Source organism: Caulobacter ginsengisoli (genome assembly GCF_030814835.1).
GTDB classification, from domain to species: Bacteria; Pseudomonadota; Alphaproteobacteria; order Caulobacterales; family Caulobacteraceae; genus Caulobacter; species Caulobacter ginsengisoli.
In genome coordinates this window covers 1-22,391 of sequence record NZ_JAUSVS010000003.1, presented here as the reverse complement: position 1 = coordinate 22,391, position 22,391 = coordinate 1, and the positions used below count along the sequence as shown (strand labels likewise).

22 protein-coding genes are annotated in these 22,391 nt (G+C 69.2%); 11 read left to right on the top strand and 11 right to left on the bottom strand.

Annotation, left to right across the window (positions count from 1 at the left end; genetic code table 11):
- Positions 1–43: 43 nt before the first annotated feature.
- Positions 44–604, top strand: a complete 561-nt coding sequence (locus QO010_RS09885) for a GNAT family N-acetyltransferase (RefSeq protein ID WP_307348693.1) — start codon at positions 44–46, stop codon at positions 602–604.
- A 25-nt stretch (positions 605–629) separates the two neighbouring features.
- On the opposite strand, the gene QO010_RS09880 is transcribed toward QO010_RS09885, so the two are convergent.
- The gene (locus tag QO010_RS09880) at positions 630–2,378 is read right to left on the bottom strand and encodes a hypothetical protein (RefSeq protein WP_307348691.1); all 1,749 of its coding nucleotides are present in this window, start codon (positions 2,376–2,378) and stop codon (positions 630–632) included.
- Between the two features lie 220 nt (positions 2,379–2,598).
- Here QO010_RS09880 and QO010_RS09875 point away from each other — a divergent pair, with 220 nt between their 5' ends.
- Positions 2,599–3,498 carry a sulfotransferase domain-containing protein gene (locus tag QO010_RS09875; protein ID WP_307348688.1) on the top strand — a complete coding sequence of 300 codons (900 nt, stop codon included), beginning with the start codon at positions 2,599–2,601 and terminating at the stop codon, positions 3,496–3,498.
- Between the two features lies 1 nt (position 3,499).
- On the opposite strand, the gene QO010_RS09870 is transcribed toward QO010_RS09875, so the two are convergent.
- Positions 3,500–3,643 (bottom strand): hypothetical protein, encoded by a 144-nt coding sequence (locus tag QO010_RS09870; RefSeq protein WP_307348687.1) that lies wholly within the window; start codon positions 3,641–3,643, stop codon positions 3,500–3,502.
- 99 nt (positions 3,644–3,742) lie between these two features.
- The gene (locus QO010_RS09865; RefSeq protein ID WP_307348685.1) at positions 3,743–5,380 is read right to left on the bottom strand and encodes a calcium-binding protein; all 1,638 of its coding nucleotides are present in this window, start codon (positions 5,378–5,380) and stop codon (positions 3,743–3,745) included.
- Between the two features lie 407 nt (positions 5,381–5,787).
- On the opposite strand from QO010_RS09865, the gene QO010_RS09860 reads away from it, so the two are divergent.
- A complete protein-coding gene (locus QO010_RS09860) occupies positions 5,788–6,105 on the top strand; it encodes a hypothetical protein (RefSeq protein ID WP_307348683.1) in 318 nt (105 codons plus the stop codon).
- Here QO010_RS09860 and QO010_RS09855 read toward each other — a convergent pair.
- Complete coding sequence (locus QO010_RS09855) at positions 6,102–6,899, bottom strand: enoyl-CoA hydratase (RefSeq protein ID WP_307348682.1); 798 nt, start codon at positions 6,897–6,899, stop codon at positions 6,102–6,104. The genes QO010_RS09860 and QO010_RS09855 overlap by 4 nt on opposite strands.
- A 107-nt stretch (positions 6,900–7,006) precedes the next feature.
- Here QO010_RS09855 and QO010_RS09850 point away from each other — a divergent pair, with 107 nt between their 5' ends.
- Complete coding sequence (locus tag QO010_RS09850; RefSeq protein WP_307348680.1) at positions 7,007–7,429, top strand: hypothetical protein; 423 nt, start codon at positions 7,007–7,009, stop codon at positions 7,427–7,429.
- Here QO010_RS09850 and QO010_RS09845 read toward each other — a convergent pair.
- The 4 genes from QO010_RS09845 to QO010_RS09830 all read right to left on the bottom strand — a co-directional run bounded on the left by QO010_RS09845 (position 7,426) and on the right by QO010_RS09830 (position 11,617).
- Positions 7,426–8,052, bottom strand: coding sequence for an LbetaH domain-containing protein (locus tag QO010_RS09845; protein WP_307348679.1), 627 nt, complete (start codon positions 8,050–8,052; stop codon positions 7,426–7,428). The genes QO010_RS09850 and QO010_RS09845 overlap by 4 nt on opposite strands.
- A gap of 31 nt (positions 8,053–8,083) precedes the next feature.
- Complete coding sequence (locus tag QO010_RS09840; protein WP_307348677.1) at positions 8,084–8,647, bottom strand: lipid-binding SYLF domain-containing protein; 564 nt, start codon at positions 8,645–8,647, stop codon at positions 8,084–8,086.
- A 71-nt stretch (positions 8,648–8,718) separates the two neighbouring features.
- Positions 8,719–10,719: a sulfatase-like hydrolase/transferase gene (locus QO010_RS09835; RefSeq protein WP_307348675.1), complete on the bottom strand. Its 2,001-nt coding sequence runs from the start codon at positions 10,717–10,719 to the stop codon at positions 8,719–8,721.
- Between the two features lie 19 nt (positions 10,720–10,738).
- The gene (locus tag QO010_RS09830) at positions 10,739–11,617 is read right to left on the bottom strand and encodes a lipase family protein (protein WP_307348674.1); all 879 of its coding nucleotides are present in this window, start codon (positions 11,615–11,617) and stop codon (positions 10,739–10,741) included.
- Between the two features lie 169 nt (positions 11,618–11,786).
- Here QO010_RS09830 and QO010_RS09825 point away from each other — a divergent pair, with 169 nt between their 5' ends.
- From QO010_RS09825 to QO010_RS09815, 3 genes are read left to right on the top strand one after another with little or no spacing between them, the layout of a single operon-like run.
- Complete coding sequence (locus QO010_RS09825) at positions 11,787–12,842, top strand: DUF2157 domain-containing protein (protein ID WP_307348672.1); 1,056 nt, start codon at positions 11,787–11,789, stop codon at positions 12,840–12,842.
- Entirely contained in the window at positions 12,839–13,417 is a 579-nt protein-coding gene (locus tag QO010_RS09820) for a GDYXXLXY domain-containing protein (RefSeq protein WP_307348670.1), read from the top strand. The genes QO010_RS09825 and QO010_RS09820 overlap by 4 nt, the downstream gene beginning before the upstream one ends.
- Positions 13,418–13,420: 3 nt before the next feature.
- Positions 13,421–14,491, top strand: a complete 1,071-nt coding sequence (locus QO010_RS09815) for a hypothetical protein (protein WP_307348667.1) — start codon at positions 13,421–13,423, stop codon at positions 14,489–14,491.
- A 121-nt stretch (positions 14,492–14,612) separates the two neighbouring features.
- Here QO010_RS09815 and QO010_RS09810 read toward each other — a convergent pair whose 3' ends face one another.
- Positions 14,613–14,936 carry a UrcA family protein gene (locus QO010_RS09810; protein ID WP_307348665.1) on the bottom strand — a complete coding sequence of 108 codons (324 nt, stop codon included), beginning with the start codon at positions 14,934–14,936 and terminating at the stop codon, positions 14,613–14,615.
- Positions 14,937–15,105: 169 nt separating this feature from the next.
- On the bottom strand, positions 15,106–15,774 hold the full coding sequence (locus QO010_RS09805; protein ID WP_307348663.1) for a nucleotide-binding protein: 669 nt from the start codon (positions 15,772–15,774) through the stop codon (positions 15,106–15,108).
- A 133-nt stretch (positions 15,775–15,907) separates the two neighbouring features.
- Between QO010_RS09805 and QO010_RS09800 the strand changes: the two genes are divergently transcribed.
- Genes QO010_RS09800 through QO010_RS09790 form a run of 3 tightly spaced genes read left to right on the top strand, consistent with a single transcriptional unit; the run spans position 15,908 to position 19,095 of the window.
- Entirely contained in the window at positions 15,908–16,666 is a 759-nt protein-coding gene (locus tag QO010_RS09800) for an ABC transporter ATP-binding protein (RefSeq protein ID WP_307348660.1), read from the top strand.
- A 13-nt stretch (positions 16,667–16,679) separates the two neighbouring features.
- On the top strand, positions 16,680–18,254 hold the full coding sequence (locus QO010_RS09795) for a hypothetical protein (RefSeq protein WP_307348658.1): 1,575 nt from the start codon (positions 16,680–16,682) through the stop codon (positions 18,252–18,254).
- A gap of 40 nt (positions 18,255–18,294) precedes the next feature.
- Positions 18,295–19,095: an enoyl-CoA hydratase gene (locus QO010_RS09790; RefSeq protein ID WP_307348657.1), complete on the top strand. Its 801-nt coding sequence runs from the start codon at positions 18,295–18,297 to the stop codon at positions 19,093–19,095.
- 141 nt (positions 19,096–19,236) lie between these two features.
- Here QO010_RS09790 and QO010_RS09785 read toward each other — a convergent pair whose 3' ends face one another.
- Entirely contained in the window at positions 19,237–20,457 is a 1,221-nt protein-coding gene (locus QO010_RS09785) for a COG3904 family protein (RefSeq protein WP_307348655.1), read from the bottom strand.
- A 203-nt stretch (positions 20,458–20,660) separates the two neighbouring features.
- On the opposite strand from QO010_RS09785, the gene QO010_RS09780 reads away from it, so the two are divergent.
- Complete coding sequence (locus QO010_RS09780) at positions 20,661–22,148, top strand: MFS transporter (protein ID WP_307348653.1); 1,488 nt, start codon at positions 20,661–20,663, stop codon at positions 22,146–22,148.
- Positions 22,149–22,391: the final 243 nt, after the last annotated feature.

Sequence of the window (22,391 nt, the reverse complement as noted above, 5' to 3'; positions counted from 1 at the left end):
TTGGGATGGACAGCGCCTCGCCGCCGCCACCAAATCCCCGGCCATGCGCCCGCTCGAAACCGACCGCCTCCGCCTGCTGCCCCTGACCCTGGCCGACGCCCCGGCCATTCAGCAGCGCTTTCCGCGCTGGGAGATCGTGCGCTGGATGGATGCGGTCATTCCCTGGCCCTACCCCGACGACGGCGCCCTGACCTATCTGAGCAAGGTCGCCCTGCCGGCCATGGCGGAGGGGCGGGCCTGGCACTGGAGCCTGAGGCCCAGGGCCGAGCCACAGACCCTGATCGGGGTGATCAGCCTGATGGACCAGGAAGACAACAACCGCGGCCTGTGGCTGTCGCCCGAATGGCAGGGCCAGGGGCTGATGACCGAGGCGGCCGATGCGGTCACCGACTTCTGGTTCGAGGACCTGGACCGCTCGGTGCTGCGCATCCCCAAGGCCGCCGGCAACGGCCCCTCGCGGCGGCTGTCGGAGCGGCGGGGCATGCGGGTGATCGCCAGCTTTCCCAAGGCGACGGTCAGCGGCGAGCACCTCTCGGAACTGTGGGAGATCACCCGCGACGAATGGCGGGCCGCCCGGTCCTTTGGCGCTCATCGCGGCGCATAGGGCGTGGGGACGGCGTCGCGCCCGGCTACTTCGCCGCCGCCAGCCTGGCCTCCAGGGCCTTCAGCTCCTCCTGGCATATCCGGTCGGCCTCGATCGCCCGGGCCATGTCCTTGGCGATCACCCCGGTGTCATTCATGATCCGGTCCATCTCGTTCAGCACCTTCTCGGCCCCGGCCTTGTCGTCGGCGAAACCGTTGGTGCGGACCCACTGGTTGGCGCTGCCGTCGGGGCCGCTGATCATGCGGTCGCGCAGGTTGGCGTAGGTGCCGGGGGTCAGGGCGGACTGGCGGATGGCCATGATGCCGTAGCCGGCCTGCAGCACCGAAAGCAGCATCTGCGGCCCGCCGGCGGTCGGCGCGGCGCCTGGGGTGACCAGGCCCGAACCGGTGGCGACGAGGTTGACGAAGGTGGTGTAGCCCAGCCCCACATAATCGTCCCAGATCTCGTCCAGGCCGTCGGTGGGCGCGCCTGGGTCGAGCGCCCCCAGCTGCTGCAGCGCCTTGAGCGCCTGTTCCTGCAGCTGGGCGTGGGCCCGGGCGGCGGCCCGCATCTCGTCGCAATGGCGGCGCTTGGCGGCGATCTCCTCCTCCAGGGACAGGATGGCGGCGGCCCGGGCGTCGTCCTCGGCCTTGCGCGCGGCGTCGGCGGCCCCGTCCGCCTCGCCGGCGGCGCGGGCGGCGGCGCCCTCGGCGTCCGATTCCGCGGCGGCCAGGCCCAGGCATTCCTTCTCCTTGGCGGCGGTCGCGGCGGCGGCCTTGGCGGCTGCGGCGGCGGCGGCCTGGGCGGCGGCATTGGCCTTGGCGGCGTTGGCCTTGGCCGCGGCGGCGGCGGCGGCGCGGGCGGCCTGGCTGGCCCGCAGGGCGCGGTAGGCGGCCTGGGCGGCGTTGACGGCGTCGTTGGCCTTGTCGACCTGCGCCTGGGCGTCCTGGTATTTCGCCGAGCCGACGCCGTTCTCGCGCCCGACGATGGAGCGGTACATGGCCTGCTGTTGCAGGGTCTTCTGAGCGTCGCTCATCTTGCGCTCAGCGGCCGCCATCTCGCCGGCGAAGCTGTCGACCGCCTGCTGGGCCTTGTCCGCCTCGCCCTGGGCCGCCTGGGCGGCGGCCGCCGCGGCGGCCGCGGCGGCTTCCGCCTCGCCCTGGGCGGCGCGCAGGGCGGCCAGTTCTTCCTCGCACGGCCCGCGCTTCTTGCGGATGTCGTCCAGGTCCTTCTGCGCCTTGTCGGCCGCCGCTCTGGCCTGGCGTTCGCGCTCCTCGGCGGCAGCCAGGGCCGCTCGGGCGGCGCCCGGCGCGCGGCGCAGCAGATCGGGATCGATGTCCGTGTAGGGCGTTGCGTCTGGCAGCGCCGCCGCCGCAGGCGGTGGTTTGGGCTTGGCGGGCTGGGGTTGCGGCCTGGGTTGCGCCGGCTGCGGCGGGCTCACCGCCTGGACCCGCAGGTCGATATTGCGGTCGCTGATCCTGCAGGTCTTGAACACCAGGACCTGGCAGGTGTCGCAGATCACCGTCACATGCGCGGTATAGATTCCGGGCGGCCGGCCGGTCAGGTCGATCCGGGCCGGCACCGTGCGCTGCTCGCCGCGCTGGACGCCGCGGGCGACCGGATCGCCGTCGATGCGCAGCCAGTCGCCGCCGCTGACCACGAAGCGGAAGTCCTGGGGAAGATTGCAGTTCCTGTTGATGGCCACGAGCTTGAACGGATAGCTCTGGCCGACCACCCGCGCGCCAAGATCCGTCGGCGGCTCGGGCTGAGGCTGGGCCCACGCGATGGCAGCCACCAGAGCCCCAAGCAGGGCCAGTCCCAGGCCGCGCGGATCTAAGCGCCTCATGGTCGAGCCCCCTCAACCGTTGTAACGCCGTTCGGTGAACCCTATACCCTTAACGCCTTCCGGGGAAGTACCGGCGCTCGGCGCGGGGCGCTTCCTCGCGGGGTTCGCCGCCGGTAGGCTAGGGCAGGCTCAGCGCCCGCACCGGCGAGGCGTTCGGTTGGGGGCAGACATGACCGACACAATAGGCCGCCGCGCGCGCAGCATGGCCGAGATGGGCGAGATCATGGGCCGCATGGGCGCGCCGGACGATGCGCCGCTGTCCATCGCGGGCTTTCGGCCCCGCCCGACCGACGTGATCATCACCCCGTTTGGCAAGTGCGGCACCACCTGGCTGCAGCAGACCTTCCACACCCTGCGCACCCGCGGCGATATGGATTTCCAGGACATCTCGCAGGTCGTGCCGTGGATCGAGACCTCGCGGATGCTGGGCGTCGATCTGGAGGCCCCGCAGCGGGGCGAGCCGCGCGGCTTCAAGAGCCACCTCTCCTACGACGCCGTGCCGAAGGGGGCGAAATATGTCGTCGCCCTGCGCGAGCCCAAGGACGCCATGGTCTCGATGTTCCGCTTCATGGAGGGCTGGTTCCTGGAGCCTGGGGCGGTGAGCCTGGGCGAGTTCGCCGCCGGGCGGATGGTCGGCGGCGGCTCCGACTACTGGAACCATCTGGTCAGCTGGTGGGCGCAGCGCGACAACCCCAGCGTCCTGATGTTCTCCTACGAGCAGATGGTCGCCGACCCGGAAGGCAGCGTGCGGCGGCTGGCCGGGTTCTGCGGCATCCCGCTGGACGACGAGCTGCTGGCCCTGACCCTGGAACACTCGTCCATCGATTTCATGCTGGCCCACAAGGACCGCTTCGACGATCTGCTGATGCGGCAGGTCTCGGAGGAGAAGGCCGGCCTGCCGCCGGGCAGCGACTCGGCCAAGGTCCGCAAGGGCGGGGTCGGCGGCCACAAGGCCGAGATGCCGCCCGAGGTGGCCGCGGCCCTCGACGCCCGATGGGCGCAGACGGTGGCGCCGGCCACCGGCTTTGCCGACTATGCGGCGCTGGAGGCGGCGCTTAGGGCGCGGTAGCTCAGTCCGGCTTGAGATCGGGACGGGTGGCCAGGAAGGCGGCCCGCTCGGCGGGGGTCAGCACCTTGGCCGCCTTGCGGCGGCTGACGCGGGGCGTCGGCGGCGCGAAGGTGGCGCCGTCGGTCTTGGGAACGAGTGGTTTCATGCGGCGGCCTCTGGCGGGACTGACATCGACCATGACCGCTTTGCGCCCGGCCGCAAGAGGCGTCGGGTCCCGCGTCGCCGCGGGACCCTTTGCTCAGGTCTAGAGCATCCAGCCGGCGCTGTCGGCGGTGACGTCGCCGTTGATGCGCATCTGGTAGTCGGTGGCCCCGTCGCCATTGACGTCGAGGTTCAGGGTGGTGATCCCGCCGGCGAAGCTAAGGGTCATCTCACCGGCCGTGTGGCTGAACGAGGCCACCAGGCTGAAGGCCTGGTCGCCGCCCACGAGGCTGTTGGCGTCGATGGCCGAGAGGTCCAGCGTGTCGCCGTCGGCGGTCGAGAAGTCGAACACCTGGTCGATTTCGAAGCCGACGCCGAGGATGCTCTCCTGCAGCACCCGGAAGGTGTCCGCGCCGGTCCCGCCGTTCAGGATGTCGTTGCCGAGCCCGCCGACGATGACGTCGGCGCCACCGCCGCCGTTGAGAGTGTCGGCGCCGGCCAGCCCTGACAGGGTGTTGGCCCCGTCATTGCCGAGCAGGTTGTTGCTCGCGGCGTTGCCGGTTCCGTTGAGGTCGGCCACGCCCTGGATCTCCAGGTTCTCGGTGTTGTCGGCCAGGGTCCAGTCGATGCTGGAGCGCACGACGTCGACGCCTTCACCGGACAGCTCGAGCGTCTGGTCGCTGATATTGTCGACATAGTAGACGTCGTTGCCGGTCCCGCCGGTCATCTGGTCGCCGCCGGTCCCGCCGTCCATCAGGTCGTTCTCGGTGCCGCCGAAGATGTAGTCGCGGGCCGCGCCGCCGTAGAGAATGTCGGCCCCGGCGTCCCCGTAGAGGTAGTCGGTCTCGTCGCCGCCATCGATGACGTCGCCGCCGTTGCCGCCGTAGAGGTTGTCGGCTCCGGCCTCGCCGAAGATGTAGTCGCGGCCGTCATTGCCCTTGATGACGTCGGCTCCGGCGCCGCCGTAGAGGTTGTTGTTGCCGCTGTTGCCGAGGATCAGGTTGTCCAGGCCGTTGCCGGTCCCGTCCAGGTCGCTGGCGCCGTCGAGGACCAGGCGCTCGACATTGTCGGTGAGGGTGAAGTTGACGGTCGCGTGGACGGTGTCGGTGCCGCCGGCCAGGGCCTCGATGGTCTCGTCGGCGGCGTTGTCGACATAGTAGACGTCGTCGCCGGCGCCGCCGGTCATGGCGTCGTTGCCGGTCCCGCCGTCCAGGATGTCGTTGCCCAGGCCGCCGTCCATGTAGTCGCGGGCGGTCCCGCCGTTCAGCTGGTCGTTGGCGTCGTTGCCATACAGGTAGTCGGTGGCGTCGCCGCCGTTGACGATGTCGTTGCCGTTACCGCCGCTGAGGATGTCGGCCCCGGCGTCGCCGAACAGGGTGTCATTGCCGTCATTGCCGTTGATGACATCCGCGCCGCCGCCACCCGACAGGATGTTGTCGCCGGTGTTGCCCTGCATCAGGTTGTCCAGGCTGTTGCCCGTACCGTTCAGATTGGCGGCGCCGTCCAGCACCAGCCGCTCGATATTGGCCGACAGGGTCCAGTTGATGGTCGAGTGGACGGTGTCGATGCCGCTGCCGACGCCGGCCAGTTCGACGGTCGTGTCGCCCGCGTCGTCGACATAATAGGTATCATCGCCGTCGCCGCCGACCATGTTGTCCGCGCCGGTCAGACCGTCGATGATGTCGTTACCGGCCGTGCCGAGAAGAAGCGGGTCGTTACCCGCGGTGCCCGTGACATTCATTCGTGACGCTCCATCTTTGAAAGACGAGGGCCGCCCCCCTTGGGCTAGCCGCAAGACTTTATTAACTTATCATTTACTTCCGCACGCTGCCTTGCGATTTCGCAAACGAATTCACCCGTTAGGCGCAGATTAGGGGCGAAATTTTTTGGTCCTATCGTTCAATTTGTAAATCCGAGGTTGCAATCACTACCTTATTGTACTTTTTGAGAGAAACTCATATTGGGTATAACCCGTTTCGGGTATGCTGCGGCTGACGGGCAGCCGGCCCGCCTGTCAGACCTGCCCCTCTTTTCAGTTCGCGGCGCCGTGGCTAGGTTGCGCGCCGGGGGAACGCGGCGTCCGCGATCCAAACAGTACCGCCGTGGGGGGCGTTCATGATTATTGTCTGGCGTGGTTGGGGCATCCTGGTGCCCGTGATTGTCATTGCCGCCTGGCTGGTGTCGATGGGTCTGGCGGCGATCATTCCGGGCAGTTCCCCGGCCGAGGCCCTGACCCTGATCCCGATCACCGGCGCCCTGGCCGGGGCCGGCGTCTGGCTGTTCCATATGCAGATGGACAAGCAGCCCAAGCGGGTCTTCGTGGATGAGGCCACCGGCCAGCGGATCGCCGTGGGCGCCGACGCCGGTTCCTTCTTCTTCATCCCGACCAAGTTCTGGGCCTTCATCGTGCCGGGCCTGAGCTTGGTCCTGCTGCTGATGACCCTGACCGGCAACTTCAAGCTCTAGCGCCTATGGAAGACGGCCGGGCGTTTCTCCAGGAACGCCCGGGCGGCCTCCTTGGCGTCTTCGGTGCGGCCGCAGCGGATGTGGCGCTCGGCCTCGCGGTCCAGCATGGCCGAGAAGTCCAGATCCATGGCGTCGTTCTGGTTGGCCTTGATGGCCGCCATGGTCAGGGGCGCGAAGCCCGCCACCCGGGTGGCCTTGGCGCGCACGAAGTCCAGCAGCTCGGCGTCGGGCAGGATGGCCGAGACCAGGCCGATGTTCAGCGCCACCTCGGCCCGGAACTTTTCGGCCAGCAGGAACAGTTCGCGCGCCTTGGCCGGTCCGACGATGCGCGGCAGGGTCCAGCTGCCGCCGAAGTCGCCTGACAGGCCGGCGGTCATGAAGGCGGTGTTGAACACCGCCGAGGCGCTGCAATAGCGGATGTCGGCCGCGCAGGCCCAGGCCAGGCCCGCCCCGGCGCAGGCCCCGTTGATGGCCGCGAAGGTCACCTTGGGCATGTCGCGCAGCAGCTGGGCGCTGCGCATGCGGGCGCGCAGGCCGTCGATATCCCGCTGCAGGTTTGACACCGCCGCCCCGCCCGCCGGCCGCGCCGCCATGCCCTGCAGGTCGCCACCGGCGCAGAAGGCCCGGCCGGCGCCGGTCAGGATCACCGCCGAGACGCCGTCGTCGGAGGCCGCCCGTTGCAGGGCCTCGACGGTCCCGTCCAGCAGGTCCTGGCTCATGGTGTTGAGCGCCTCGGGGCGGTTCAGCGTGATGGTGGCGACGCCATCGGCGACGTCATAGAGGACGGTGGTCATGGCGCTCTCCCCGGCTTTTGCCTGGCTACAGCCAACGCTTCCGGCGAACCGCTTGCAAGCCCAGGCGTTTTGAAGGGGCGGAGGGGCCCCTTCATACGGAGGCCACCATGCCCACCAAACTGACCCTGCTCGCATCCTTTCTCGCGCCGCTGGCCCTGGCCGGCGGGCCGGCGCTGGCCCAGGACTATCCGTCCGACAACCCGGTCGCTCATCAGGTCGACGCCATTCCGCCCGACGCCGGCGCGCCGCCCCTGGCCGTCACCCTCGGCAGCGACGGTGACGAACTGGCCATGGCCGACGCCGAGATCGACCACCGCATCGATCTGCGGGTCGGCGATGGCAAGCTGACCGGCCAGGAAGCCGATACCGTCCGCGCCGACCTCGACGCCATCCGCGCCGACGCCGCCCAGGTCGTGACCGAGAATGGCCGGCTGACCGGCCGGGACCGCGCCGAATTCAGTGAGCGGCTGTCGGATCTCAAGGACGAGGTCGAGGATCTGGCCGACAACCCCGACATCGTTCCCAGCTAGTCGTCCAGGCCGGCCGGCGGACTCTGGTCGACCAGGCCCAGGCGCGGGACGATGGCGGCTCGCGCCAGCACCGCGCCTGGGGCCACCACGGCATTGGCGCCGATCCGGGCGCCGTCGCCGACCAGGGCGCCGAACTTTTCGATGCCGGTATTGACGATCCGGCCACCCAATAGGATTCGGATGATCTTGTCGGCCCGGTCATTTCGATAGTTGGCGATGATCGCCCCGGCTTCGAGGTTCACGTCCGAGCCCAGGATGGAATCCCCGACGAAGTTGAAATGGGCCAGCTTCGAGCCGGCGAACACCAGGCTGGATTTCAGCTCGCTCCCCGGCCCGACCACGCAGTCCCGCTCCAGGAATACACCGCCGCGCAGATAGGCGCCGGCCGCGACGAGACAGCCGGGGCCGATGATGGCTGGGCCCTTGAGCACGGCGCCGGCCTCTATGGTCGCCGTGCGGTGGATGGCGATATCGCCGTCGATGATATAGCCGCCATCCAACCCGGCCAGAGCCGCCGCCACGCGCTGGGACGCTTCAGCGACGAGACTCCAGGGTGGCGTTTGGGGATCGGCGAACGGAGAGGCCTGCCAGCCAGCGATCAGGTCGGCGACGACAAGGGTCATGGGCCGAGCGTCCCATGGCCCAGGCGATCCGTCAGCCCTTGATCTTCGAGATCTTCGTCCCTTCCAGGCTGAGGCCCGCCATCAGGCCCTGCTGGTTGAAGATGAAGGCGTAGGCGTCGTCCTTCAGGGTCGAGGTGGAGAGGTTCCTGGCCACCCCCTCGTCGACCACCACCACGGTCGGGCCGACCCCGATTTCCCAGCCCTGGCTGTCGTGGATGTATTTCACCGCCTTCTGGGTCATCAGGAAGACGACATAGCCATAGGACTGCGCCCCGGCCTGCAGGCCGAACGAGGCGGCGGTCGAGTGGTAGTAGCCATCGACCCGATTTCCCAAACGCAGGACGCCCTTGCCGTAGCTGCCGCCGACCATCAGGCCGGCCTTGACGATGTTGGGGAAGATCAGCACGCCCCGGGCCCGCGGCGCCAGCCAGTTGGCCGTGCTGTTGGTGCGCCGCAGCTGGGCCAGGGCCTCGCCGGCGTCGCGGTTCACCGCCGCCAGCGAGGCGGCGGCGGCCACCGGAGTCGCCAGGCCCAGGGTCAGGCTTACGGCGCTGGCGCCCGCGAGCGCCAGCAGTTCGCGTCGGTCATGAGTCATGGCTTTGCCCTCCGAATGTCGGGGTCAGAACACCAATCCAGACATCCGGTTCCGTCAAGACTGTGGATAGTTCAGAGGTCGCGTTTCTCCAGCAGGGCCAGCAGTTCGGCCAGCTGGTCGACCGTCTGCTGCAACTGCCCGGGGTCGGTGATCGGGAGGTCGGTCCTGATCGTCGGCGGGCTGACATTGACCTGCACCAGGTTGACCGCCTCGATGGCGTCGTTGCGCAGGTCGTAGCACTCCCATTCCTGCGGCTCCTGGCCGGACGGGTCGAAGTAGCGCGAGAGCTTGTAGTCCAGGGTGCGGACGCTGCGCACATGGTTGGGCTGGCGCACCGCCCCGGGGGCCAGGCCCGGCACGGCGGGCGTGCCCGGCGTTCCGTGCTTCACCGTCTCGACGATGGCCTTGAAGACCTCGAACTCCGCCATCGACTTCTGGTCCTGCGGGCTGCGCGTGGGCGGCAGCGGGGCGGTGATCTCGTCGTCGGTGATGAACAGGACGCCCTTGCGCGGCTGGCCGTCCGGCTCGATGACCACGTCGGTCTGGCCGGTGATCAGCGGGGTCAGGTCGACGCCCGGCAGCGGCGGGACGGGCCGGCGGGCGGCCATGCGGGCCGAGATGGTCTCGCGGTCGGTCTGGGTGAGACCGGCTAGGCCCAGCACGGTCGGCAGGATGTCGATATGGCTGGTCAGGGCGTCGATCTGGACCGGGTCCTCGCCGGTGCGCGGCTGGCCCGCGCTCTTGGGGAAGCGGATGACCACCGGCACATGCAGCGCCTCCTGATAGGCGGTGTGCCACTTCTCGATCATCATGCCGTGGGCCCCGGCGTATTCGCCGTGATCGGCCAGGAAGATGACGATGGTGTTGTCGGCCTGGCCCGAGCTTTCCAGCGCCGTCAGCACCTCGGCGATATGGCGGTCGACCGCATAGTGCAGCCAGGCATAGAGCTGCAGGAAATCCAGGGCGCTCGAGGCGGGCGTGCCGCCCTTGGCGGGGTTGCTGTAGAGCTGGAAGGGGATCGAGCTCTGCAGCGCGATAGCCACCGCCGCGGCCGTGGCGGCCGCCTCGGTCGGCGGCGGCGGATCCATGCCCAGAACCCCGTTGAAGCCGGTCTTGGCGTTGAGGGCCAGGGCGACCTTGTAGCTGTAGTCGAACTGGCAGGAGGGCTTGGTGCTCAGGTCCTCGTCCTGGGTCGGGGTGGCCGCGGCGTTGTTCTGCGGGAAGGCCGCCGGGTTGAGCGGCACGCTCATCTTGCCGCCGGTCGGAGGCGGGGTCGCCTGGGTCTGCAAGGGCACGGTGAGCGGACCCATCACCCCCTGCGGGCCGCTGTCGTCGGGCTTGGGCAGGGCCTGGCCGATCACCGCCGGATAGGTGGCGATGTCATGCGGGTTGGTGAAGGAGGCGACGGCGAACCAGGGCCGTACGCTCTTCTCTGGGTCCGGCCCGCTGGAATAGGGATCGTGCTTCTGGACCATGGCCACCTGGCGGTTGTAGTTCACGGCCAGGCCCTGGCGGCGCAGGAAGGCGCAGGCCGCGTCGGCGAACCCGACATCGCGATAGATGCCCAGGTTGTTGATCGCCGCCCCGTGCGGCTCGGGATAGCTCAGCTCCCAGTCGTCGAACCCGAAGCGGTCCAGCGAATGCCCCGGCGGGTCGCTGACATGCCATTTGCCGAAATAGTGGGTGCTGTAGCCGGCCTCCCGCAGCCAGGTCCCCAGCGTGGGGATGCCGTCGGCCTCCAGCCAGGGGAAGTCGTAGTCGTCGCCGCTCTTGAACAGGCCGTCGGTCTGGGTGACGCCGGTCTTGGTGCCGTACTGGCCGGTATAGATGGCCGCCCGGCTGGGCGTGCAGGCGCTGGCGGCGATGGTGTGGTTGCGCAGCACGACCGTCGGGCCGTCACGCAGCATCTTCAGGCCGGGGAAATACTGCTCGTAGGTGTTGCCGGGCTTGAGCGCCTGGAAGCCCAGCACGTCCTTGAGGTCCTCCACGAAGCCGTGGTCGGGGCCATAGGCGAAGCGCGAAAACTGAAACTGGTCGCAGGTGATCAGCAGGATGTTCGGGCGGTCGCTCATGGGCTTTTCCTCTCGCAGGTCAGTAGCCGGGACAGATGGCGGTGGCGTAGCCGGAGCCCAGATCGATGCTGTGGTCGCCGGCGATCTGGGCGAACTTGAACTCGGCGATCAGGGTCGCCAGGTGCATGAACCGGTCGAACCGCAGCAGCGGGTTGCCGGTGTCCTGGACGATCTGGCCGGTCCAGTTGATGAAGAAGAGGTCGCCGGCCGACACATAGGTGTTGGTCATCTGGGCCAGCTTGTCGGCCAGAAACGGCGTGTCGGCGAACATGTGGGCGAAGGCCAGGTCCGGCGGCAGGTGCGGGACGATGTCGTCGGCGTATTCGTAGCGCGCCGTCTGCGGCAGGGCGGCGTTGTAGGCGTCGGCGAAGGCCTGGTCGCCGGTGCGGGCGGCGGCGAAGGTGCAGACATGCACGGCCGCGTTTGGGAAGGCCTGGCGGGCCAGCCAGCCGGCCAGGAAGGCCACGGCCCCGCCCTTGCTGTGCCCGGTGATGTAGACCGGCCGCTGGGGACCGACCGCCAGCATGGCGGCGACCAGCGGCTGGACCTGCGGCCAGAGCAGGTTCACGCAGGCGCCAAAACCCTGGTGCACCAGGCCCGGCAGGCCGGGATCGGCCACCAGGGGGCAGTCCAGGTCGTCCAGCCAGTCCAGGATCATCTGGCGCTTGTTGGGGCTGTCGAACGGCAGGGTGCCGCGGAAGGCGACGATGATCTCGCTCGCCGTCTCGCCGACGATCACCGCGTCGATCTTCTCCATGCCGGAGACAAAGGCCTGGGGCGGCTGGCTCCAGCCGACATAGCCCGCCCGCGGCGCCGGCATCGGCGCCGGACCCGTAACCAGCACGGAATAGGCCTGGCTGCAGGCACAGAGCAGCCGCCCGGTAAGATCGATTGTCATGTCATGCTTCCTGTACGCGCCGGTCCGCCGACCCTGCACGCGTCACGGGGAAGTGTAAGCACTTCCCGTCACGATTGCCTAGCCTGGAAATCGCACCCCGCGCGAAGGGCTATCGACCTGGGGGCCGCGGTGGGCCACTGTCACCGCCACGAGCCATCCCGGGGGGACCATGGCGAACTACAAGGACCGACTGCGCGGCGATCTCGATCGCTGGATCGGCGAGGGCCTGGTCCCGCAGGCCAGCCGCCAGCCGATGCTCGACTCGGTCGCCGACACGCGCCGGCCGGATGCGGTCAGCGCCCTGGCCATGGTCGGGGTGCTGCTGGCCGGGGCGGCGATCATCGCCTTCGTCGCCGCCAACTGGAACGGCATTCCCCGCATCGCCCGCTACAGCCTGCTGATCGCCGCCTTCCTGGCCGCCTGCCTGGGCGGCGCCTGGGCCGACCGCGGCGGACGGCCCAACCTGCGCAACAGCCTGCTGACCCTGGCGGCGGCCATCTATGCCGCCACCATCGGCCTGACCGGACAGATCTTCGACATCGCCGGCGATCCCAAGACCGCCCTGATGGGCGCGGGCCTGGCCGCCGCCCTGCTGGCCGTCGTCGGGCGCTCGAGCGGCGCGGCGGTGGCGGCCATGGTGCTGATCGGCCTGGGAGACCTGGCAAGTCCGGAGACCTGGTGGCTGCTGCCGACCGCGATCGGCGGGACCGTGCTGGCGGTGCTGTGGCGTTCGCGGCCGACCGCACACATGGCGTCCATCGGACTGCTCGCCGGGACGGCCGTCGCCCTCATTCATCTGAATACGGACCACGGCATCCCCAGCTGGCAGTTCTTCGGCGTCAGCGGCCTGATGGCGCTGGGCGCCCTGGCCGGCCGTTTCGCTGGCGAGCGGGGCCACGAGGGGGGCCGGGCCTTCTATGGCTGGCTGGCCTGGGGCGCCCTCGCCTATTTCGCCGCCGCCTCCGCGCACTGGCATGACCAGACCGCCCTGCTCATCGCCCACCGCATCGCCTGGCTGCTGCTGTCCGGCCTGGTGCTGACCCTGGGCCGCGTCGACCGCCATGGCGGGGTGATGGCGGCCGGGGTGCTGTCGCTGATCGGCGCCATCATGCTGTTGATGATGGACCTGGGCGTCGACCTGCTGACCGCCTCGCTGATCTTCGCCGTCGCCGCCATCGCGATCCTGGCGGCCGTCTGGCTGATGCGCGGGAGGGAGCCGCGATGAGCCGCCTGCGTCCCATCCTCATCGTCCTGGCCGGCCTGCTGCTGGCCGGCGCCCTGACCGCCCTGGTCGTCCGCGAGCACCAGGCCCGGGCGGGCGGCCGCGAGGTGGCCCTGACCATCCAGGGCGTCGATCCCCGCGATCTGCTCACCGGCCACTATGTCGCCTTCAGCCTGGTCGAACCGCTCCGGGAAGCCGAGATGTGCCCGGTCACCCTGATCGGTCCGGCGGCGCGGCAGGGCTGGGTCGCGCTCTCGCCCAAGGGCGATCCCAAGGACAATCATTGGCAGGCCACCGGCAGGGCCGCCGACCGCGCCACCGCCGCCCGGCTGGGCGTGCTGACGGTCAAGGGTTCGGCCACCTGCCTGCCGCAGGAAGGCCATCAGATCGAGTTGGACATCGGCATTACCCGTTTCCACGCCTCGCAGGCCCAGTCCGAGCAGATCGCCCGCGACATCCCCCGCTGGAACTCGAACGGCCAGGCGCCCGCCTACGCCCTGGTCTCCATCGGCCAGGACGGCCACGCCCGGCTGACCGGCCTGCTGATCGCCGGTCACCGGATCGGCCTGGACTGGTAGGCGATGCGTCGGTTCATCCTGGTCTTCTGCCTGATCTGTCTTGGCCTGGTCGGGCTGAGCGGAGCGATCTTCCTGGCCAATGGCGGCCTGCGGCTGCCCGGCGCGAGCCAGCCGGCGACGGGCGCCTGCACGGCCGACGCGCCCTGCGAGATCCGCATCCTGTTCGCCTACACCAGCCAGGGCGCCAAGGTCCTGCAGCCCAGCCTGGACTTCGAGCGCGAGGCCATCGCCTCCTGCGCCAAGACCGGCCGCGATCCGTCCCTCTGCGTGCTGGACCGGGTGGCCAACGAGGATGTCGCCGCCCTGCGCCAGGCCTTCCTGACCTCCGGCGTCACCCAGCTCACCGACGGGCGACCCAACATCGTCTTCGCCCCGCCGGTGGTCATGGACCGGGCGATCGACGAGGGCGCGGCCATGCGGCTGGACACGCCCGCCAACTATGGTTCGCCGTCGGCGTTCAACAAGCAGCTCCTGGGCTGGCTGCCCGAGGCCCGGTCGCTGCGCGGCAAGGCCCGCAAGGTCAATCTGGTGGTCGTGTTCACCGGCATGCGCGGCCCCGAGGACGCCTGCTACGCCGACTCCCTGCAGAATAACGGCTACATCCTGATGCCGGCCTGTCTGGTGCGCGGCTATGTGGCGGTCCCGCGGATCGCCTTCGATCACCAGCTGCTGTTCCTGCACGAGGTGGGCCACCTGTTCGGCGCCTTCCACAACGACAACGGCAATCCCCAGCCCTGCTCGGTCGCCGCCGCCAGCCGGCGCGACCCGCGCGGCTGCGCCTGGGAGCAGTGCCTGGCCCGCCAGTGTTCGACCGAGCAGCTGGCCGAAGCGCCCGACGCCTTCTGCACGCTGGTCGGCCAGTACAACTACAATGGCGGTCCGACCGGCGAACGCTTCTGCCGCGCCCATCGGGCCGGCGAGCAGGGCTTGGGCTGGATCCGGGAGTACAGCCATCCGGGCAAGTGCCGTCTGCGGGGTTATGAAGCCTATGACTGCGGTGACGCCAGCCACGACGCGGTCGGCGTCATGCGGGCCCGCGCCTGGTCGGTGTCCCGCGCCCGCCCCCTGACCTAGACAGCAGGAAGCCCGCCTTTGCAGGCGGGCTTCCCAGGTTGCCGGCGACTCTTCTGGGGGGACAGCGGTCCGGGGGACTGGGGGGATCCGGACCTGGGCTCGCCGCCGGCGAACCTGTTGCTTAGTGCTGGTTCAGAGCCGTTTCTTGCGGCTTGGCCAGCTTGGAGACGATCTCGGCGCGGACCGCGGCGCGGCAGGCGGCGGGGCTGCCCAGGCGGGTGCCGGTGGTCACCGATTCAGCGCAGTACTGGCGGGCGGCGACGTTGACGCGCTGTTCGAAGACCTTCTGGCCGGCGGCGGTGGCGAGGTTCAGGTCGCTGACCTTGACGCTGACGCTTTCGGCATGGGCGCCGCTGACGATGGCCAGGGCGGGCAGGACGGCCAGGGCCAGGGTGGCGATGCTGCTGAAAGAGGCGATGGACTTGGAGGCGGCGGATTGGGACATGAGGATCTCTCCGAATTTGGCAAGGCGGGCGGGGTCGGCCGCTGACAAGTCAGGAGATACGTCGGCGATTACTCGAAGTCTTGTTAATCTACAGTCATGAAGTGCATTTAACAGAGTTACGGCGGCGTAATACCTGTCGCAATATTCATGAAGCAAATGTAATTAAGGTTTAGGCCAGCGCCGCTCGCGGACGTGGAACCGCCTGGGCGTCGAGCAGCCCCGAGACCTCGGCCCACAGCCGGCGAACCTCTTCGGCGGCGGCGCTGCGGTGGTCGAACTCCAGCACCCCCTCGCCGCGCCACAGCGAATCCTGGAAGGCGACGCGGGCCCTTAAGCCCACCCGGGCCAGCGGCAGGCCCAGCTTGCGGGCCGCATCGGCCGAGCGGTGGATGACCGGTGACTCCACGCCGCCGCGCGGGCTGGGCGCCTGGTTGAGCACGATCAGGCCCGGCTTGCCCCGCGCCCGCACCGCCTCGGCCGCCCAGGCCAGGGCCTCGAGGTCGAAATAGCTGGGCCGGGTGATCAGCACGCAGAGGTCGGCGATGCCGATGGCCGCCTGGCCGGCGGCGGTGTCCCCGGCCGGCGTGTCGATGATCAGGAGATCCGCGCCCAGCCGCTCGACATTGTTGGCATAGGGAAACAGGGTGCCGCTGTTGACGGCCCTGATCGAGGGCTGCTGGCTGGTCCGCACATCGCCCCACCGACAGGCCGAGCTTTGCGGGTCGAGGTCGGCGACAGCGACGTTGAGGCCGTCCCTCACCGCGGCCACCGCCAGATTGACCGACAGGGTGGTCTTGCCCGTTCCGCCTTTGCGCGACAGCAGCACCAGCCTGCGCATCGAGCGCCGTCCCCTTTCCGAATCCAACGTTAACCCTAGACCCTGAGCCCCTGCGCGTCATCCCGGTCATGGACCGCCGCGCGGCCTTGCCGCATATTGCTGGCCTTGTGAGCTTGCTGACCGGCCGGGGGCCTTGATCGACGTGACAGACGCCCTGGTGTTGCGTGGCCTGAGCAAGGCCTTCGCCGGCAAGCCCGCCGTGGCCAGCCTGGACCTGACCGTCCGCTCCGGCGAGCTGTATGCTTTGCTTGGGCCCAACGGGGCGGGCAAGACCACGACCCTGCGCATGGTGGCCGGCCTGCTGGCCCCCGACGCGGGGGCCATCTCGGTGTATGGGGTCGACGCCAGGGCCGATCCGGCCGGCGCCAAGCGGGTCATGGCCTGGGCCCCCGACGAGCCGCTGCTCTACGACAAGCTCAATCCGATGGAATATCTGGAGTTCGTCGCCGGCCTGTGGGGGACCGACGGCAAGGCCGCCCGCCGCAAGGCTGAGGAACTCCTGAAATGGCTGGGCCTGTGGGAACAGCGCCGCCAGCGCTGCGAGGGCTTCTCGCGGGGCATGAAGCAGAAGGTCGCCCTGGCCGGGGCGCTGATCCACGATCCCAAGCTGCTGATCCTCGACGAGCCGCTGACCGGCCTGGACGCCGCCGTCGCCCGCCAGGTCAAGGACCTGTTGCAGCAGCGGGTGCGGGGCGGCGCCACGGTCATCCTGACCACCCACATCCTGGAGGTGGCCGAGCGGATGGCCGACCGCATCGGCATCATCCAGAACGGCAGGCTGCTGGCCGAGGGCACCCTGGCCGAGCTGCGGGCCCGCACCGGCGAGGAGGGGGCGACGCTGGAGGATCTGTTCCTGGAACTGACCGCCCCCGACCAGCCCGTTCCGGCCTGATGGGGCCCGCCTGATGTTCGCCGCCGGCTCCCTGCCCTGGCTGATGGCGCATGAGATGCGCCTGGCCTGGCGCGATATGTTCGCCAAGCGCCCTGGCGTGCGGGCCGTCATCTTCGGGGTGGCGCTGATCGTGCTGATCCTGGCGGTCGGCCTGCCCCTGGGCATCGCCTCGCGCAACCTGGAAGTCCCCATCCAGCCCGTCTGGGAGGCCATCGCCGACCTGGTCCTGCTGACCCTCTTCACCTTGATGCTGTCGCAGTGCCTGGCCGCCGCGACCATGGCCCTCTACGGGCGCGGCGACCTGGACCTGCTGTTCTCGGCCCCGATCTCCCCGCGCAAGGTGCTGTTCGTCCGCTGCCTGGCCATCGCCGCCAACGCCTATCTGGGCATCCCCACCTTCATCGCGGCCGTCCTGATCCCGGTCGCCATCGGCGGCCACCCCGGCTGGCTGGGGGTGCTGGGGGTGATGGCCGCCGTCGCCCTGCTGGCCACCAGTCTTGGCCTGTTGCTGGCCATGAGCCTGTTCCGGGTCCTGGGTCCCAAACGCACGAGAGCGGTGGCCCAGGTGCTGGCCGCCCTGATCGGGGCCGCCTTCTTCCTGGCCGCCCAGTACCGCAACATCACCGGCAGCGATCAGGTCCCCCTGTTCACCGAGTTTTGGGCCAAGGCCCAGGCGCCCGGCTTCCACCTCTTCCCCTTCGCCGACCTGCCGCTGCGGGCCATGGTCGGCCAGCCCATCCCGCTGGCCATGGTGATGGGCGGCTCGGCGCTGGTGTTCGCCGCCACCACCCTGTGGCTGGGCGGCCGTTTCGCCGCCGACGCCGCGGCCGCCTCGGGCGTCGCCGCCGGCGGACCAGCCAAGGCCGGACGGGCGGTGGCGGGCGACTTCGCCCAGGGCGTCTTCGCCAACACGGTCCGCAAGGAGCTGAAGCTGCTGCTGCGCGACATCGCCATGCTCTCGCAGATCCTGCTGCGGCTGCTCTACCTGCTGCCGCTGGGCTTCCTGCTGGCCCGGCAGGCTTCCCGCCACGCCGACCTGCTGATCCCGGCCGGGGCCGCCGCCCTGGCGATGATGGCCGGCCAGGTCGCCGCCAGCCTGGTCTGGGTCACCGTCTCGACCGAGGAGTCGCCGGAACTCCTGCTATCCTCGCCCGCGCCGCTGTCGGTGCTGCACCGCGCCAAGCTGGTCGCCGCCCTGGCGCCCCTGGCCGTGCTGCTGGCCCCGCCGCTGGCCTATGTCACCTGGCTGTTCCCCCAGGCGGGGCTCGCCGCCATCGCCGGCTGCGCCGCCTCGGCCCTGGCCGCCGGCCTGCTGTCGATGTGGTACCAGAAGCCGGCCAAGCGCGGCGACTTCCGCCGCCAGCGGCGCGGCGGACAGGGCTTCTGGATCGGCATGGCCTTCCTGTTCACCTCGGGGATGTTCGCCTTGGCCACCTATCTGGCGGCTCTGCCGGTCAGCCTGCTGTTCCCCGTGGTCCAGGTTCCCGTCGCCGTCAGCGCCATCATCCCCCTGGCGGTCGGCGCGGTGCTGCTGCTGCTGCTGCGCCGGGACGAGGAACACATCATCGAAATCATCCGGGCCGGCTGACCGCTTCCACCGCCGCTCCGGCGGGTCTAGCCTCCCGGCCATGACCCCGACCGACCCCCTCGTCCTGCGCCGCGATGACGACGCCGTCGCCCGCCTGACCCTGAATGCGCCGGCCAGCCGCAACAGCCTGTCCCTGGCCATGCTGGACGCCCTGAAGGCCGAACTGGCCGCCCTTGCCGCCGAGCCGAAGGTCCGGGCGGTGATCCTGGACGGCGAAGGCCCGGCCTTCTGCGCCGGCCACGACCTCAAGGAGATCCAGGCCCACCGCAACGATCCCGACCGGGGCCGGGCCTTCTACGAGGCGCTGCTGGACCGCTGCGCGCAGGTGATGCTGGCCATCAACGCCCTGCCCCAGCCGGTCATCGCCGTGGTCGAGGGGATCGCCACCGCCGCCGGCTGCCAACTGGTCGCCGCCTGCGACCTGGCCGTGGCCGGCGAGGCGGCGCGGTTCTGCACCCCGGGGGTCAATCTGGGCCTGTTCTGCTCGACCCCGGGCGTGGCCCTGGCCCGCAACCTCAGCCCCAAGCCCGCCATGGAGATGCTGCTGCTGGGCGAGATGGTCGATGCGCCGACCGCGCTTCGGTTCGGCCTGATCAACCGCATCGCCCCGCCCGGCCAGGCGCTGGAGACGGCTCAGGCCCTGGCCGCCCAGCTGGCCGGCCGCTCGGCCTATTCGCTGAGCCTCGGCAAGCGGACCTACTACGCCCAGGCCGGCCTGCCGCTGGCCGACGCCTATCGCGAGGCGGGCAAGGCCATGGCCGACAACATGCTGGCCGCCGACGCGGCGGAGGGCATCGACGCCTTCCTGAGCAAGCGACCGGCGGTGTGGGATAATCCGTAGGAACTCCCTCCCCTTTATGGGGAGGGAAAGGCGGCGAAGCCGCCAGGGTGGGGAGCTCTTCGGCCGGCGTGGGTTCCCCACCCGGGCCGCTGACGCGGCCGTCCCTCCCCATAAAGGGGAGGGAGTTTTGAACCGTGTTTCCTACCGCCCGACCTTGCCACGGCCCTCGCCGGTGGTGTCCAGCTCGTCCTCGCCGCGCGTGAAGCAGTTGCGGTCCAGATAGGGCAGCAGGCGGTTCAGGTTGGCCACCGGGAAGTGGTAGCGGCCCCCATTCAGATAGTCGTCGAGCGCAGCCGGGGCGCTGACCTGCACCTTCAGCTCGCCGCCGTCGTCGATCAGCAGGCGGGCCGTCGACTTGGGCAGCCCAGCCCCCAGGGTCAGCTTGGAGCGGGCCACGATCGGATGGGTCTCCAGCACCCCGCCCACCGGCTTGTCCGAGGCCAGGAAGCTGAGGCCCCTGATCGCCGACTTGGTGGTGGCGATTTCCTTGCTGTTCAGGTCATAGGTGTCGCGGATCACATAGACCACGTAGCGGTCGGCCTCGCCGGCCTTGCAGGTCAGGGCGAAGGTCACCGCCGAGCCGTCCGCCTGGATCTGGGTGGTGCGGGCGCCCAGGCCGTCGCCGAACGGGGCCAGGGTCCATTGCGCGTCCATCAGGCCCTGGCGGCTGGTGACCACGTCCAGGGCTTCCATCTGCTCCGGCTCCAGCCAGATGATGTCGTTGGTGTGGGTCGAGGAGGCGACCAGCAGCAGCTCCGGCTTGATCCCCATCTCGACGACGTAATAGCCCAGCACCGCCACCACGGTCTGGACGTCCTGGTCGTTCTGGACCTCGGGGTTGTGGAACTGGTGGACGCCATAGAGCGAGCCGGTGTCCACCGTCCGCGAGATGCCGCCCAGGAAGGCGTAGGCGCAGGCCGAGGCGCAGAGGCCGGGCTTGTAGCTGGCCTTGCCCGGGACCTTGGGATCGTCGACCGTCTCGCCGATGGCGGTGCGCAGCTTGGCCTTGCGGATCGCCCGCCCCAGGTCCACCCCGCCCGGCAGCGAGCCGCCGCCGGAATTGAACCGCACCAGCACCGACCACTGGATCTTCTGGGTCTTGAGGAAGGCCTCGAACGTCTTGCCGGTCTCGTAGACGATGTCGCCGTCGGCGGCGATCCATGTGCAGTCGGCGCAGTCCTGGCCATTGGTGACCAGGCGGAAGGTCATCGGGGTGAGCTTCTCTTCCTTCTTGCTCGGCTCATGATTGGGCCCCTTGCCGGGCGCAGCCTTGGGCACGTTCTGCGCGACTGCGGGACCCACAGCGAGCAGGCCCGCCAGGCTCAGGACGCCAGCCAGCAGGACGGCAACTGTACGCTTCATCGACCGACCCCGATCCCCAACGTCCTCTACCCTGGCAGAGCCGCGCGGGCAAGGCAATGTTCATGCTCCGTTCGCCTGTAAGGCGAGCGCGGCTGGTTGACACTCGCCTCTTCCATACTCCAGTTTCGAATCCGGACCGCTCAGGCAAAATAACGCAGGCAAATGGCGCGGCCGAAATAGTAGGTCTTGGGGAGAAGCGTTGCATGACCGTATCCGCGGATCAGTCCGGCCCGGTGGGCGAGCGCCCGCCCTTCGGGGTTGGATCGAAAATCCTCTACGGCATCGGGGCCGCCGCCTTCGGCATCAAGGACAACGGCTTCCGCTTCTTCCTGGTGTTTTTCTATAACCAGGTGGTCGGCCTGCCGGTCGGCTGGGTGACCACGGCGCTGGCTATTGCGCTCGCCATCGATTCCATCTGCGACCCGATCATCGGCCAGATGTCCGACTACTGGCGCTCGAAATGGGGCCGGCGCCATCCGTTCATGTACGCCGCCATCCTTCCGGCGGCCATCCTGTTCATCCTGCTCTGGATGCCCCCCATCGGCCTCAGCCAGCCCATGAAGCTGGTCTACATGGTCGTGCTGGCCATCGCTTCGCGCACCTTCATCACCGCCTTCGAAATCCCCTCCTCGGCCCTGGCCGCCGAAGTGACCGGCGACTACGACGAGCGCACCAAGGTGCTGGGCTGGCGGGTGTTCTTCGCCTGGTGGGGCGGCCTGCTGATCTACATCTTCGCCCTGGGCCTGATGGTCAGGCCCCGGCCCGGGTTCCCGGACGCCCGCTTCGATCCGTCGGTCTATATGACCTATGCCCTGGTCGCCTCGACCTTCATCGCCCTGGTGATGCTGGTCTCCTCCCTGGGCACCCACCGCTTCATCCCCTGGCTGCCCAAGCCGCCGGCCGAGCGCCCCAGAAATGTCGTCGCCCTGTTCAAGGACATGTTCCAGACCCTGGGCAGCCGGCATTTCGGATCGATCGTCGGGGTCAACATCTTCGCCGCCGCCGCCGAGGGGGTGGGCTTTTCCATCTACCTCTACCTGGTGACCTTCTTCTGGCAGCTGACCACCAAGCAGACCCTGATCCTGGGCACCGACGCCTTCATCGGCTCGACCCTGGCCCTGGTGCTGGCCCCGCTGATCGTCAGGGGCCGCGACAAGAAGCCGATGGCGATGCTGATGCTGGTCATCACCATCCTGCTGTCGGCCACGCCGCTGATGCTGCGGCTGTTCCACCTGTTTCCCGAGAACGGCTCGCCGGCCCTGTTGCCGACGCTCTACGCCATCGCCATCGTTCGCGGCGCGGCGGGCATCAGCTGCACCATCCTGATCGTCGGCATGATCGCCGACGTGGTCGAGGACAGCGCCGCCCGCACCGGCAAGCGGGCCGAGGGACTGATCTTCGCTTCGATGGCTTTTGCCCAGAAGTGCGTCTCGGGGCTGGGGGCCATGACCACGGGACTGATCGTCTCGATCGTGGGCCTGTCGGGCATGGCCAAGCCGGGCCAGGTGCCGCAGGAGACGCTGGACCACCTGGCGATCGGCTATCTGATCACCCTGTTCAGCTTCTATGGCGGGGCGCTGTTCTGCCTCAGCTTCTACCGGATCGGCCGGGTGGCCCACGCCGAGAACCTCGCCAAGCTGGCGGCCATGGAGGCCGAGGTCGCCGCGGTGGGCGAACCTCCGGTCCCATAACAAGTATCCCAAACCCGCTCATCCCCGCGAAAGCGGGGACCCAGGCGTTTTTCGTTGCTGCCTTTCGGCTGCCGAGACCTGTCCGATTCGCCCTCAACAGCAAAAAGCCTGGGTCCCCGCCTTCGCGGGGATGAGCGGAATTATGTAAGCCCTAGGTCGTATCGACATTCAGGGATTCCCCTTTTGTGGGATGCCTGATTCATAGGGCTCCGTTCGATGGACGGAGCCCTTTCGATGTCGGTC